This window comes from Legionella massiliensis (genome assembly GCF_000756815.1).
Taxonomy (GTDB): Bacteria; Pseudomonadota; Gammaproteobacteria; order Legionellales; family Legionellaceae; genus Tatlockia; species Tatlockia massiliensis.
Window position 1 is genome coordinate 792,293 of record NZ_CCVW01000002.1, and the last position, 12,986, is coordinate 805,278.

Consider the following 12,986-nt stretch of genomic DNA (forward strand, 5'->3'; position numbering starts at 1 on the left):
GGATTCAAACATATCCCTGAACAGATACCCACAATGCTCGATAACAACCCTAATCTTTTTTGACTAAGGTCAAAGCAGGTTTTCCACGCCCTTTGGTCTGTAGACCAGGTGGCGGTGGTGGCGGTTCATCACCGTACTCTTCGCCAAACTCCATCCCCCGGCCATTTTCTTTAGCGTAAATAGCAAGCACAGCAGCTGGAACAACAAAAATTTGTACGCTCTCACCAGAAAATCGAGCGGTAAATACAATTCTGTCGTTTTCAAGATGCAAGCCACGGCAAGCCTTCGGGGAGATATTCAATACTATCCGTCCACCATTGACATGCTCATTGGGAACCTGCACCGAAGGGTATTCTGCATTAACCAAGATATAGGGAGTCATATCATTATCAACAATCCAATCGTAAAGTGCTCGAATTAGATAAGGTTTATTAGATGTCATTGTCGTCATAATCAGGCCGCTCTTAATTGCCTTTCAGTTTCCGTTAAACTTGCTTGAAATGAGTCTCGCTTAAATAAACGCTGCATATACCCATTTAATCCTTTTAGTTTAGCAGGAATCTCTATCCCTAGTTGCGGCAAACGCCATAGTAAAGGCGCTAAAGCACAATCTAAGAGTGAAAATTCATCACTGAGGAAATAAGGTTTATCAGCAAAAACAGGTTCTAAGCTAGTAAGACTATCTAACAAATGCTGGCGTGCTTCTTCAACATTTTTCTCTGCTCTGATATTTTGCAATAAATAATACCAATCCTGCTCTATGCGGTGCATCATTTTGCGCGCTTCCGCACGAGCGACCGGATAGACAGGCAAAAGCGGTGGATGTGGGAAGCGTTCATCCAGGTATTCCATAATAATACGCGCTTCGTAGAGCACTAGCTCACGATCAAGAAGCGTAGGAATGGAACCATATGGATTAACAGCAAATAAATCGTCAGGGGCTTCTCCTTGCCTAGCGTGTAAAATTTCAACATTCACGCCTTTCTCCGCTAAAACAATACGCACTTGATGACTGTAAACATCATCATTGTCTGAATATAAAGACATAATCGTACGTTTTGCTACAATCGCCATCGTAACTCCTCTTCTTCAATCGTTAATCTACGCTTTACAGCGCGTCAAAGGGAAGCATTTTAGCACAATTTTCGCAATCATGATGATCAACAGCATGACAATTTTTTATTTTAAGAAAAAATATAAGTTTTTATCTGATAAATCAATGGTGAAAATTAGGGCTATTAAAGCTAAACGCCTTGCCAATAGCTTTTCTTTAGCAGATAAGCAAGTGCGCTTAGAACACACAAAAAAATAATCACTGCAAACCCCATACGATATCGGACTAATTGTGCAGGTTCAGCAACGTAGACCAGAAAGGAAACCAAATCCTCCAAATCTCTCTCATACTGATGTTGATAAAGTGCGTTTTTCTGTCCTTGTTGCCAAAGAGGGTATAAAACATTCGGCATAGCCGTTTCTGGAGTCAAACTGTTATTTGCACCAAATGGGCGTGAACTATCTGCATAAAAAGCCTTTAAATAACGATAAATCCATTCTCCCCCTCGCTCTCGAGCACTTAGGGTTAAATCGGGTGGAACAATACCAAACCACTCTCTTGCATCAGTTGCTGGCATACTAATCGCTATAGGGTCTTCAATTTTTGCACTGGTAAAAATCAAATTGGACTGTAACAAATCCCTATCAATTTGCCCGGTAAAATCAGTTAAACCTAAATCCTTAGCTAAGGTACTATAACGCAAATGACGCAATGAATGGCAGCCAGAGCAATAATTCATGAATAACTTCGCTCCCCTCTGCAATTTAGCCTGATTATGCGGATCAATGTTTGCTGATTTTGCTGCAACTGCCTCCTGCAGCAATAATGCGGTTAATAAGCTGAAAAGATAGCGCACTAACAGTTTTTTCACCTTATTATCCTTTCTGGCACCCTAGAATGAACCTCATAGCGGCTATAAATTGGCATAAATAAAAAATAGGCAAAATAAATGGCTGTACATATCCTTGCCAGATATTGTTTCAAAGGAGTCATACTCACTGTACCTAAATAGCCTAACACTAAAAAGCAAATAATCATCGCAGCCAAAGCATATCTAGAATAAGCGCCTTTATAACGCATTGAACGTACCGGACTTTTATCCAACCAAGGCATAAATAGCAAAATCAAGATAGCAGAGCCCATCGCGATAATCCCAATAAACTTATTTGGAATAGCGCGTAAAATAGCGTAAAAAGGAGTCATATACCAAACGGGAGCAATATGCTCAGGTGTTACGAGAGGATTTGCCGGGGCAAAATTATTATGCTCCAGAAACAAGCCGCCCATTTCTGGAAAAAAGAAGACTACAGCAAAAAAAACAAGCAAAAATACCACAACACCAAAAAAATCCTTTACTGTGAAATAGGGGTGAAAGGGCAAAGCATCATTTGGTTTTCCTTGCTCGTTTAGACTTTCTTTAATTTCTATTCCTTCAGGATTATTTGACCCAACCTTATGCAAAGCAACGATATGTAAAAAGACCAAGCCTAATAACAGCAAAGGAATACCAATAACATGTAAGGCAAAAAAACGCTGCAATGTTGCATTAGCTACATTGTAATCACCTCGCAGCCACACAACTAAATTATCACCAATATAGGGAATCGCGCTAAAGAGAGAAGTAATCACCTGAGCTCCCCAATAAGACATTTGTCCCCAGGGCAAGAGATAACCACAAAAAGCTTCAGCTAATAATAGAATGAATAAAACCATACCAAATAACCAAAGCAATTCCCTTGGCTTTTGGTAGGAGCCATATAAAATCCCTTTAAACATATGAAGATAAATAACTATAAAAAGTGCAGAAGCGCCTGTCGAATGCATATAGCGCAGGAGCCATCCATAGTTCACATCACGCATAATGTATTCAACAGAGTTAAACGCCTGGGCTGCTGTAGGCGTATAAAACATGGTTAACCATAAACCAGTAATTAATTGAATAAACAAAACGACTAAGGCCAGCGAACCAAAAAAATACAAAAAATTGAGGTTCTTAGGTACATAATACTCACTAACATGTGTCTTCCAGGTATTGATCAAGGGAAAACGTGTATCCAACCAATTAAGCAATCCCTTCATGGCTGTCCTTGTTCCTCATCCAAACCAATTACAATAACCTTATCACTGATAAATTGATAAGGTGGTACCTCCAAATTGATCGGTGCCGGCATTCCCTTAAACACTCGGCCAGCCAAATCAAAGGTTGAGCCATGGCAGGGGCAATAAAAACCACCAAGCCAGTGCGGACCTAGTTCATTTTCCGTTGGTTTGTATTTGGGGACACAACCTAAATGAGTACAGATACCGACTAAGATCAAATATTCAGGGTTGATTGAACGGTACTGATTCTTTGCATAATCTGGCTGTTGATCAACAAGCGAATTAGGATCGCGCAGCAACTCATCGTGTCCAGCAAGTTGGTCGAGCATTTCATTGCTACGACGAATAATCCATACAGGTTTTCCCCGCCACTCAACTGTAACCATCTGGCCAGGTTCAATCATACTAAGGTCTACTTGGACAGGTGCGCCTGCAGCCTGAGCCTCAGCACTGGGTAACCAGGAGGAAACAAAGGGAGTTAAAGCACAAGCAGCACCAATACTACCTATCACACCTGTTGCCGCTAGCAGGAACCGGCGGCGGCGCTCGTCAATCAATTCACTTTTCTGTATTTTGTCATCAACCTCTGTCATCTCACCCGATCCCTTGCATAGTTTTCAACCAAGCTAAGATTGCAAGAAAAAATTTAGCTCTGTTATAGCAAAGAATGTTCTGAATGGGAATTAATGTTCATTATTCCAACCAAGACTAAAGCATTCCTTTTTCGATTAGCACTTTAATCTGTCATTAATAATTTTCTTATAAATTTACAAATAACTACGATTAAAAACTCAGACAAAAAACAATGTTAGCTACAAGGATAAACAGATGAAAAGCCAACAAGCGCAGGATAAGCAAGCAAAAATTACCATGATAAACATTGATATGTTTTCTTCTTTACAAGATAGAGCAAGTCAAGTAGTGGCAAAATTAGTAATTAGTACAACAATCCAAAACGCTTCATTTAGCCCTGATTCTTTTAACGAAACTTTATCTCAGGAGATAAGGTATTTATCAAAAATAATGCAGCTTGCTATTCTTCATTCCCTCAAAGGTGAGCTAGAGCACAATAAAAGCGATTCAAAATACTTCAATAAAAACATTAAATCTTATCTTGCTGAAGTGAACAAGAAACTAAGGCTTATAGAGACTGACAAGCCTCAAGAGGGAGAGGAAAAACAAGCAGAGCCATACTTGGTATGATGCCCCAAGAAAGAGCCAAGCACAGGCACTGCTAAAAAACAAAAGCCCCGCATGTTGCGAGGCTTGAAGAATACATTCCAATATTAACGTTTGGAGTATTGAGTTGCGCGACGAGCTTTGTGCAAACCAACCTTTTTTCTTTCAACACGACGAGAGTCACGAGTCAACAAACCACGCGCACGTAGTTTTCTACGATATGAGTCAGGATTAGGCTCAGCATCTTCAGCAAGACCTTGCTCATCATATGCAACGAGAGCTCGAGCTATACCTAAGCGCACAGCACCTGCTTGTCCTGAAATTCCGCCACCAACAACAGTAGCATAGATATCGAACTTACCGATCATCTCAACAGTTTCTAAAGGCTGACGGACAACCATGCAGGAAGTCTCACGTCCAAAATAATCATCTAAAGCACGATTATTGATCTTGATATCGCCTTTACCAGGACGCAAAAACACCCTAGCAGTTGAACTCTTTCTACGACCAGTGCCATAGTATTGCTGTTTTTCAGCCATAATACTTATTCCTCAATCTCTAGTTGCTTAGGTTGCTGGGCAGTATGTGGATGCTCATTACCAGCATACACTTTCAGCTTACGATACATTTCTCGACCCAAGGGGTTCTTAGGAAGCATACCTTTCACTGCCAGCTCGATAATACGCACAGGATTTTTTTCCTGCAGCTTATCGAAGGAAATTGATTTAATACCACCGGGGAAACCACTGTGATGGTAATACATCTTTTCTTTGAACTTACGGCCTGTTACAGCCACCTTTTCAGCGTTGGTTACAACGATGTAATCACCTGTGTCAACGTGAGGGGTATATTCTGCTTTATGTTTACCGCGTAAACGACGAGCAATCTCGGTAGCAAGACGACCCAAAACCTTATCGCTAGCATCGATCACATACCAGTCTCGTTTGACTTCGTGTGTCTTGGCGCTAAATGTCTTCATTAAATTAACTCCGTACCGCCTTATTGTGGTAATCTTTCAATCATGGACGGGCGATTTTAACCAAAACCAGGACAACCTACAAGTAAAATAAAATAAATTCTTGCAAGCTTTTTCAGATTGGCCGAAAGATCTACGTTTAATTTGGGATTAACAGGCGTGTTACTTGCTCACCTGCAATCAAATGGCTGCTTATAATTTCATCAATATCAGCCGTAGTCGCATAAGTGTACCATACTCCCTCAGGGTAAATCACGATACATGGCCCTAAACTGCAACGGCCAAGACAGCCAGATTTAGATATCCTTATTTTACCGGGACCATGCAACTCAAGTTCCAGTAATTTAGCTTTCAAATAATCAAAAAAAGGCTCACCTCCAGTATTAGCACAACACTGTTTGCCAGCCACTTTCTGATTAGTACATAAAAAAACGTGTTTAGTATAATGACTCAAAACGCTATTTGTCCCGTTCTTCAATTTTTGTTTTTAATTTAAGTCCTGGTTTGAATGTAACAACCCGTCGCGCTACAACTGGGATTTCCTCACCAGTTTTTGGATTTCTTCCTGGCCTTTGAGGTTTATCACGCAGGGTAAAATTGCCAAAACCCGACAATTTTACATTCTGACCATTTTCCAGAGCATGTCTTAAAGTCTCGTAAAACTGCTCAACCATTTCTTTCGCATCTGGTTTAGCTAGCTCTAACTCATCACACAAGGTTTCCGCAATCATTGCTTTGCTTAGCGCATTCACGATTAATCCCTCAATATAATGGAAAATTTATCACTCAGTTTCTTGATTATAGCACTAATTATTGCATTGATCTCACTATCAATCATTGTTCGGTTATCATCTTGTAAAGTCAGAGCAATTGCCAGGCTTTTTTTATCTTCAGGAATCGATTTACCGGTATAGACATCAAAAACATCGAAGGCTTTAAGCAGATCCGTATTTATTACAGAACGGACTATTTCTTCTATCTGGGCTGCCGTTACTTCACTATCAACCAGAAATGATAAATCACGGCGAATTTGAGGAAACTTTGAAATCTGCTTATAACGTAGAGGAGTGTCATCGATTAACTGACTTATACGCAGTTCAAAAAGAACGACCTCTTCTTGCAAATCGAGAGCATCGGCCGTACGAGGATGCAACACACCGCACCAACCTATATGTTGGCCATCAATTTGGATAGACGCTGTTTTACCTGGATGAAGAGCAGGATGTTTTGCAGCAACAAATTGAACATTTTTCAATTCTAAGACATTGAATAAAGCTTGCAGGTCCCCTTTTAAATCATAAAAATCGAATTTTTTTGATAGCTCACCCCAATTCATTGTCCCATGCTCGCCTGTCAGCAGGCCAGCAAGGCAAGGGTGCTCTTTAAGAGAACCATTGTGCAAATCAAAAGTAACACCGTTTTCAAAAATTTTAATTGCTGTCTGCTGACGATGAATGTTGTAAATCATGGAGGCAAGCAAACCAGGCCACATACCAACCCGCATCTGAGATAGTTCAGAAGAAATAGGATTTAGCAACTGCATTGTCTCTGCCTCAGGATAAAGCTCCTGCTGTAATTCCGGATCGACAAAACTATAACTAATTGTTTCGTGATAACCCCGTGCAGTTAGTAACTGAGCAACACGCATTGACAAGACTTCAATAGGGTTAATAGTACCTGCCTGAACCTCGGTAACCATCTTCTCACCAAGCATTTTATCGTAACCATAGAGACGAATGATCTCTTCGATTAAATCTGGCTCTAACTGAATATCAAAACGATGAGTAGGAATAGCAACATCCCAGGGCTTTTTGCTGCTATCTACCTTCATCTCTAAGGCTTGTAACATCCGGACCATTTCCTCTTCAGCAACAGTTATGCCTGTTAGTTGTTTTACTTTGGCAGGATTGAATAACACATTGTTTCTTTTAGGTATAAAGCTTGGTTCAGAAATTAAAGTAATCGGGCCTATTTCCCCCCCAACAATTTCGGATAAAAGCTCTGTTGCACGTTCCAAAGCCAAAACTTGCAATGCGGAATCAACGCCGCGTTCAAATCGTTGTGAAGAATCGCTGCTCAGCCCATAACTTCTGGCGACCCCAGCAATAGTCAAAGGATTAAAGAAAGCACTTTCAAGAAAGATATCCCGACTAGTTTCCTGTACTGAAGATTCTTCGCCGCCCATTACCCCAGCCAGAGCTAAGGGTTTTTCACTATCTGCTATTACTAAGACTTTGTCATTTAAACTGATTTCCTGGCCATCAAGCAACTTCAAGGTTTCACCGACCTTGGCAAAGCGGGCAACAATATTACCTTGGATAGTATTTAGGTCAAAGGCATGCATCGGCTGACCTAACTCTAGCATGACATAGTTAGTCACATCGACAACCGGATGGATCGCGCGCAATCCAGACCGGCGTAGGCGTTCGCTCATCCAGGTAGGCGTGCTCGCTTCAAAATCAATACCGCGAATAACTCGGCCAGCATAGATAGAGCAACCATCAGGATCTTGCAACTTAATCGTCACTGTTTCATCAATAGTAGGCTGACTCGTTTTAGTTGGAACTGGTTTAAGGGGTAATTTAGTTAAGGCAGAGAGTTCGCGAGCAACACCTAATACACTAAAACAATCTGCACGATTAGGGGTCAGGTCTATATCCAAAACATGATCATTGAGAGATAAATAATCCCGTAGCTCCACTCCCAAAGGGGCATCGTCCTCGAGCTCCATAATCCCATCAGAAGACTCAGCTAAACCTAGCTCAGACACAGAGCAAAGCATACCTTGCGATAACTCTCCTCGTAGCATTGATTCTTTAATTTGCAAACCACCAGGAAGGTTCGCACCAATCTGTGCCAACGCAACCTTTAAGCCAGGACGCACATTCGATGCACCACAAACAACTTTTAATAACTTTCCACTACCAGTATTTATCTCACACAAAGTCAGCTTGTCTGCTTGCGGATGGGGTGCAGTACTTTCAACCAGCGCAACAATTACCTGGTTAAAGTTACCAGCAACTGGACTCACAGCATCAACCTCTAATCCAGCCATTGTTAAGAGTGCTGCTAATTGCTGCTCATTTAAAGAAGGATTTACCCACTCACGCAACCATAATTCACTAACTTTCATCATTAAATACCTGTCTAAATAGCCGGCTCACAGCACCAAATGTCAAAATAAATCACCCCTGACATTTAATCATTAAAATTGCTTTAAAAATGTCAAATCATTTTCAAACATCATACGCAAATCATCAATGCCAAAGTACAGCATAGCAAGTCTATCCATTCCCATACCAAAGGCCCACCCCTGATATTCCTCTGGTGAAATATTCACCGCTGCTAATACATTGGGATGAACCATGCCGCAGCCTAGCACTTCCAACCAGCCTGTAAATTTACAAGAACGGCAGCCCTTACCAGAACATTGAGTACATTCAATATCAACTTCGGCTGAAGGCTCAGTAAAGGGGAAATAGGATGGTCTAAAACGCAAGGCTAATTCGCGGCCAAAAAAATGAGCGAAGAAATCCTGGAGCAAGCCCTTTAGGCCTGCCAAAGTAGCTTGTTTATCGATTAATAATCCTTCAACTTGGTGAAACATTGGCGTATGAGTAACATCGGAATCACAGCGATATACACGCCCAGGTGCAATTAAACGTAAAGGTGGCTGTCGAGTTTCCATGGTGCGTATTTGCACGGGAGAGGTGTGTGTGCGCAATAAGTGTCCATCGCCAAAATAAAAGGTATCGTGCATCGCTCTGGCAGGATGGTGCCCAGGTATATTGAGCGCCTCAAAATTATAAAATTCTGTTTCAATCTCAGGTCCTTCAACAATATCAAACCCTAAACGGCTGAAATAATCATTAACGCGCTGTTTCACCTGAGTAACTGGGTGTAAAGAACCCACTTTTAGATTTCGTCCGGGTAAAGTCACATCAATACACTCACCAGCTAGTTTTTTCTGTAATTCTAGCTCTTTAAGATGCAACATTTTCTCATCGATCAACGCGCTAATATCACGTTTTACTTGATTTACTAATTGTCCAACTTTGGGCTTTTCTTCAGCAGATAAACTCGATAATCCTTTGAGGATCTCGGTCAACTGCCCTTTTTTACCGAGATAATCAACACGGATCGCCTCTAAGGTTGCAATATCTTGTGCCTGGGAGATGGCATTAGCCGCTTGTTGTTGTAACAGGATGATATCTTGCATGATTTAAACCCACATAAAAAAGGAGGCTACAGCCTCCTTATTAATTATTGCAACAGAGAAAAACCAAAGCATGTTGACATCCATGAGAACTACGGACAGGCCTGGGTTCAGCAAGGTTACAGGGCAACAGCCAATATATTCTGGACTCTGTTAGCAATTCTATTCATTTAAGCAAGTGCTGCTTTTGCTTTCTCAGCAAGCGCCGCAAAAGCAAGCTTATCGTATACTGCCATATCAGCAAGCACTTTACGATCCAGCTCAATGTTGGCTTTCTTCAAACCATCGATCAAGCGACTGTATGACATTCCACACTCACGTGCTTGAGCATTGATTCGAGTGATCCACAATGCGCGAAATTGGCGCTTTTTCTGACGACGATCACGATAAGCGTACTGACCTGCTTTGATAACAGCCTGCTTGGCAACACGGTAGGTACGACTACGAGCACCGTAATAGCCTTTGGCTTGGTCTAAAATTTTCTTATGACGAGCTTTTGCTGTCACACCACGTTTAACTCTTGGCATTTTTCACTCCTCCCCTTAACTACCGTGCAACATACGCTCGGCCAATCGTGCATCACATTGCTTCAAAGTACCTGAAGCAACTCGCAAACGGCGTTTCTGCTTAGTTGATTTTTTAGTGAGGATATGATTTCTATAAGCGCCACGACGCTTGATAGCACCACTTGCTGTCTTTCGGAAGCGCTTTGACGCCCCACGATGTGACTTTAATTTAGGCATAGCATTTTACTCCGCATTTATTCTGCTACTTAACAATGATGTAGCGCTTTCTATCTGTTCTGTAAAAATAAAGATCATATCACTATTTCCGCCATTGCAAGCCACCAAATTTAATTTGGAAAAGCATTTAGCAATTTCCAAATCACTTCGATAATCTAAGCAGAAAAATACCAACAGAATCTTAAAGAACCACGATATTCAACTACTACTTACTTTTTCTTTGGCGCCAATACCATCAGTAACTGCCGACCTTCACGCTTCGCATGCTGCTCAACAACCGCATATTCAGCGGTATCTTGCTGCAAGCGCTCCATGATTTTCATGCCAATTTCCTGATGAGCCATTTCTCTACCGCGAAAACGCAGCGTAATTTTGACTTTGTCGCCATGATTTAGGAAACGGATCAGGTTGCGTAGCTTGACCTGATAATCCCCATCTTCCGTCGTAGGACGGAATTTCAGCTCTTTGACTTGAATTTGCTTCTGCTTTTTCTTTGCTTCCGCTTGTTTTTTACTCAACTCAAAGAGAAACTTACCATAATCCATAATACGGCATACTGGCGGTCTGGCTGTTGGAGAAATCTCTACCAGATCAAAACCACCTTCTTCAGCTGCACGTAAAGCTTCCCGTGTTGATACAATTCCCACCTGATTGCCATCGACATCAATTAAGCGTACCTCAGGTACATTGATCTGTTCGTTAATCCGTGCGCGATCACTGTCACGCTTATTTGATGCACTAATAGTTCAGTCCTCCAAGTAAATTTTAAACACGACCCTTAGCAACAATCTCTTGTTGTAAAAGATCGCAAATTGTATCAATACTCATCGTACCCAGATCTGCTCCCTCACGAGAACGCACCGCGACTGAGCCACTTTCGACTTCTTTATCGCCAATAACCAGCAAATAGGGAACTTTTTGCAAAGTATGCTCGCGGATTTTAAAGCCAATCTTCTCATTTCTCAAGTCAAAATTTGCTCTAAGGCCTCGCTTTTGCAAAATATTTGTAATTTTTGTCGCAAAATCATGTTGTTTATTACTAATGGGGAGTACTAAAACTTGTACAGGCGCTAACCAAAGTGGAAGGCGACCTGCATAATGCTCAATTAAGATCCCCATGAATCGTTCAAAAGATCCTAGGATTGCACGATGCAACATAACTGGCGTCTGTCTAGAGCCATCTTCAGCAACATACTGCGCCCCAAGTCTATCAGGCATAGAAAAATCGACCTGAACTGTACCACACTGCCAAATACGACCTAGACAATCTGCCAGGGAGCATTCAATCTTCGGACCATAAAAGGCCCCTTCTCCTGGTGCATCCACCCAAGTTATTCCCCTATCACGCATCGCATCTTTTAGTGCTGTCTCAGCTTTATCCCATACAGCATCACTACCAACCCTTTTCTCTGGGCGTAAAGCTAAACGATATTTGATTTCTGTAAAACCAAAATCCGCATAGACAGACTGAACCAGTTGCAACATCATCGCCACTTCGGATTGAATTTGATCCTCCGTACAAAAAATATGTGCATCATCCTGAACCATATTTCGCACACGCATTAATCCATGTAAAGAACCAGATGGCTCACAACGATGACAGTTGCCGAATTCAGATAAGCGCATGGGCAGATCGCGATAGGATCTTAATCCCTGATTGTAAACTTGAACATGGCAGGGGCAATTCATTGGCTTGACCGCATACTGGCGATTTTCAGTTTCAGTAACAAACATCTCATCGCGGAAATTTTCCCAATGTCCTGATTTCTCCCATAAAACTTTATCAACTAATTGTGGGGTTTTAATTTCCTGATAACCAAATTCCGCTAAACGGCTACGCATATATTGTTCTAGTAACTGATAAACAGTCCAACCTTTAGGATGCCAAAAGACCATACCAGGTGCGATATCTTGAAAATGAAAGAACTCCAAAGCCTTTCCTAACTTACGGTGATCTCGTTTTTCAGCTTCTTCAATCCGGTGCAAATACTCTGCTAATGATTTCTTATCAGTCCATGCGGTACCGTAAATTCGCTGCAGCATCTCATTATGCGCATCACCACGCCAGTAAGCACCTGCTACCTTTGTCAATTTGAAAGCTTTCAATCGACCAGTCGAAGGGACATGAGGACCGCGACAAAGATCTTCAAAGTCACCCTGCTTATACAGAGAAATCACTTGACCAGCAGGAATATCAGCAATAATTTTGGCTTTGTATTCCTCACCTAAGTCACGGAAATAATTAATTGCATCATCCCGTGGCATTTCACGGCGAACTACAGGAAAATCAGCTTTAACTAATTCCTGCATTTTTTCTTCAATACGCTCCAAATCTTCAGGCGTGAAAGTTCTACCAAAAGCAAAATCATAATAAAAGCCATCTTCAATTACAGGCCCTATAGTAACCTGCGCACTTGGAAACAAGCTTTTAACAGCCTGTGCCAAAAGATGTGCTGTTGAATGCCTGATTACTTCAAGAGCAGCCTCTTGTTTCTCAGTAACAATGACTAATTCGCAATCCTGTGAAAGGGAATAACTGGTATCAACCAAATGACCATCAACTTGACCTGCTAATGCGGCTTTGGCTAAACCTGGACTTATGCTTTGAGCTAGTTCGTAAACAGTTATCGGATGCTCAAAATGTTTAACACTTCCATCAGGCAATTTAATGTTTGGCATTCTATTATCCCTCCATCCTTCTGGCACCTAAGATTTCTA

Annotated in this window: 16 protein-coding genes; 1 reads left to right on the forward strand and 15 read right to left on the reverse strand. The window is 41.5% G+C overall.

The window, feature by feature from the left end:
* Nucleotides 1-49: 49 nt before the first annotated feature.
* The 5 genes from BN1094_RS10555 to petA form a co-directional block, all read right to left on the reverse strand.
* Nucleotides 50-451 carry a ClpXP protease specificity-enhancing factor gene (locus BN1094_RS10555; protein ID WP_099909009.1) on the reverse strand — a complete coding sequence of 134 codons (402 nt, stop codon included), beginning with the start codon at nt 449-451 and terminating at the stop codon, nt 50-52.
* A 2-nt stretch (nt 452-453) separates the two neighbouring features.
* Entirely contained in the window at nt 454-1,074 is a 621-nt protein-coding gene (gene sspA / locus BN1094_RS10560) for a stringent starvation protein SspA (RefSeq protein WP_043874353.1), read from the reverse strand.
* A 170-nt stretch (nt 1,075-1,244) separates the two neighbouring features.
* Nucleotides 1,245-1,877, reverse strand: coding sequence for a cytochrome c1 (locus BN1094_RS10565; RefSeq protein ID WP_425411912.1), 633 nt, complete (start codon nt 1,875-1,877; stop codon nt 1,245-1,247).
* 44 nt (nt 1,878-1,921) lie between these two features.
* The gene (locus BN1094_RS10570; protein ID WP_043874355.1) at nt 1,922-3,133 is read right to left on the reverse strand and encodes a cytochrome b; all 1,212 of its coding nucleotides are present in this window, start codon (nt 3,131-3,133) and stop codon (nt 1,922-1,924) included.
* Nucleotides 3,130-3,747 carry a ubiquinol-cytochrome c reductase iron-sulfur subunit gene (gene petA, locus BN1094_RS10575; protein WP_043874356.1) on the reverse strand — a complete coding sequence of 206 codons (618 nt, stop codon included), beginning with the start codon at nt 3,745-3,747 and terminating at the stop codon, nt 3,130-3,132. Before petA ends, BN1094_RS10570 begins: the two co-directional genes overlap by 4 nt.
* 235 nt (nt 3,748-3,982) lie before the next feature.
* Between petA and BN1094_RS10580 the strand changes: the two genes are divergently transcribed.
* Nucleotides 3,983-4,357, forward strand: coding sequence for a hypothetical protein (locus BN1094_RS10580; protein WP_043874357.1), 375 nt, complete (start codon nt 3,983-3,985; stop codon nt 4,355-4,357).
* Nucleotides 4,358-4,440: 83 nt separating this feature from the next.
* Here BN1094_RS10580 and rpsI read toward each other — a convergent pair whose 3' ends face one another.
* The 10 genes from rpsI to thrS all read right to left on the reverse strand — a co-directional run bounded on the left by rpsI (nt 4,441) and on the right by thrS (nt 12,947).
* On the reverse strand, nt 4,441-4,872 hold the full coding sequence (gene rpsI / locus BN1094_RS10585; RefSeq protein WP_043874358.1) for a 30S ribosomal protein S9: 432 nt from the start codon (nt 4,870-4,872) through the stop codon (nt 4,441-4,443).
* Nucleotides 4,873-4,877: 5 nt separating this feature from the next.
* The gene (gene rplM / locus BN1094_RS10590) at nt 4,878-5,312 is read right to left on the reverse strand and encodes a 50S ribosomal protein L13 (protein ID WP_043874359.1); all 435 of its coding nucleotides are present in this window, start codon (nt 5,310-5,312) and stop codon (nt 4,878-4,880) included.
* 136 nt (nt 5,313-5,448) lie between these two features.
* Nucleotides 5,449-5,763, reverse strand: a complete 315-nt coding sequence (locus tag BN1094_RS10595; protein ID WP_043874360.1) for a (2Fe-2S) ferredoxin domain-containing protein — start codon at nt 5,761-5,763, stop codon at nt 5,449-5,451.
* Nucleotides 5,764-5,767: 4 nt separating this feature from the next.
* Nucleotides 5,768-6,061, reverse strand: coding sequence for an integration host factor subunit alpha (locus BN1094_RS10600; protein WP_043874361.1), 294 nt, complete (start codon nt 6,059-6,061; stop codon nt 5,768-5,770).
* 2 nt (nt 6,062-6,063) lie between these two features.
* A complete protein-coding gene (gene pheT / locus BN1094_RS10605) occupies nt 6,064-8,442 on the reverse strand; it encodes a phenylalanine--tRNA ligase subunit beta (protein WP_043874362.1) in 2,379 nt (792 codons plus the stop codon).
* Nucleotides 8,443-8,514: 72 nt separating this feature from the next.
* A complete protein-coding gene (gene pheS, locus BN1094_RS10610) occupies nt 8,515-9,528 on the reverse strand; it encodes a phenylalanine--tRNA ligase subunit alpha (protein ID WP_043874363.1) in 1,014 nt (337 codons plus the stop codon).
* Between the two features lie 167 nt (nt 9,529-9,695).
* Nucleotides 9,696-10,052, reverse strand: coding sequence for a 50S ribosomal protein L20 (gene rplT / locus BN1094_RS10615; protein WP_043874364.1), 357 nt, complete (start codon nt 10,050-10,052; stop codon nt 9,696-9,698).
* A 15-nt stretch (nt 10,053-10,067) separates the two neighbouring features.
* Complete coding sequence (rpmI, locus tag BN1094_RS10620) at nt 10,068-10,268, reverse strand: 50S ribosomal protein L35 (RefSeq protein ID WP_043874365.1); 201 nt, start codon at nt 10,266-10,268, stop codon at nt 10,068-10,070.
* 209 nt (nt 10,269-10,477) lie between these two features.
* The gene (infC, locus tag BN1094_RS10625; RefSeq protein WP_043874366.1) at nt 10,478-11,011 is read right to left on the reverse strand and encodes a translation initiation factor IF-3; all 534 of its coding nucleotides are present in this window, start codon (nt 11,009-11,011) and stop codon (nt 10,478-10,480) included.
* A 22-nt stretch (nt 11,012-11,033) separates the two neighbouring features.
* Complete coding sequence (thrS, locus tag BN1094_RS10630) at nt 11,034-12,947, reverse strand: threonine--tRNA ligase (protein WP_043874367.1); 1,914 nt, start codon at nt 12,945-12,947, stop codon at nt 11,034-11,036.
* Nucleotides 12,948-12,986: the final 39 nt, after the last annotated feature.

Bases quoted from the DNA above. Each gene is read 5' to 3' on its own strand.
- pheT (WP_043874362.1), bottom strand. From the start codon at position 8,442: ATGAAAGTTAGTGAATTATGGTTGCGTGAGTGGGTAAATCCTTCTTTA.
- pheS (WP_043874363.1), bottom strand. From the start codon at position 9,528: ATGCAAGATATCATCCTGTTACAACAACAAGCGGCTAATGCCATCTCC.
- rpsI (WP_043874358.1), bottom strand. From the start codon at position 4,872: ATGGCTGAAAAACAGCAATACTATGGCACTGGTCGTAGAAAGAGTTCA.
- rplT (WP_043874364.1), bottom strand. From the start codon at position 10,052: ATGCCAAGAGTTAAACGTGGTGTGACAGCAAAAGCTCGTCATAAGAAA.
- petA (WP_043874356.1), bottom strand. From the start codon at position 3,747: ATGACAGAGGTTGATGACAAAATACAGAAAAGTGAATTGATTGACGAG.
- sspA (WP_043874353.1), bottom strand. From the start codon at position 1,074: ATGGCGATTGTAGCAAAACGTACGATTATGTCTTTATATTCAGACAAT.
- BN1094_RS10570 (WP_043874355.1), bottom strand. From the start codon at position 3,133: ATGAAGGGATTGCTTAATTGGTTGGATACACGTTTTCCCTTGATCAAT.
- thrS (WP_043874367.1), bottom strand. From the start codon at position 12,947: ATGCCAAACATTAAATTGCCTGATGGAAGTGTTAAACATTTTGAGCAT.
- rplM (WP_043874359.1), bottom strand. From the start codon at position 5,312: ATGAAGACATTTAGCGCCAAGACACACGAAGTCAAACGAGACTGGTAT.
- rpmI (WP_043874365.1), bottom strand. From the start codon at position 10,268: ATGCCTAAATTAAAGTCACATCGTGGGGCGTCAAAGCGCTTCCGAAAG.
- BN1094_RS10580 (WP_043874357.1), top strand. From the start codon at position 3,983: ATGAAAAGCCAACAAGCGCAGGATAAGCAAGCAAAAATTACCATGATA.
- BN1094_RS10555 (WP_099909009.1), bottom strand. From the start codon at position 451: ATGACGACAATGACATCTAATAAACCTTATCTAATTCGAGCACTTTAC.